General features: G+C 68.4%; 1 protein-coding gene. It reads right to left on the bottom strand.

Features of this window, described 5'->3' with window-relative positions; translation table 11 throughout:
* Window positions 1–231: aldehyde dehydrogenase family protein (locus KVT37_RS33190; protein ID WP_217579120.1), on the bottom strand; the 231-nt coding region annotated here is incomplete at both ends.

The following is a 231-nucleotide window of genomic DNA, read 5'->3' as shown; positions in this document are numbered from 1 at the left end:
GCCCCCCTTGGCCCAATCCTCGTCCGCAAGACCCTTGAGCACGACCACCGGAGCCTTGCCGCCGAGCCCCAGCCCCTGGCGCTTGTAGCCCCCCTTCGACGCGATCATCTTGCCGACCGGCACCCCGCCGGTGAAGGTGATCAGGACGAAGTTGGGATTGGTGATCATCCCGTCACCCATACCGGCCGGCCATCCGGTGACCACCGACAGCATCTCCGGCGGCAGCCCGGC

The organism is Mesorhizobium sp. GbtcB19 (assembly GCF_019091085.1).
Lineage (GTDB): Bacteria > Pseudomonadota > Alphaproteobacteria > Rhizobiales > Rhizobiaceae > Mesorhizobium.
The sequence above is the reverse complement of the archived record's forward strand: the minus strand, read 5'-3'. Positions and strand labels throughout refer to the sequence as shown.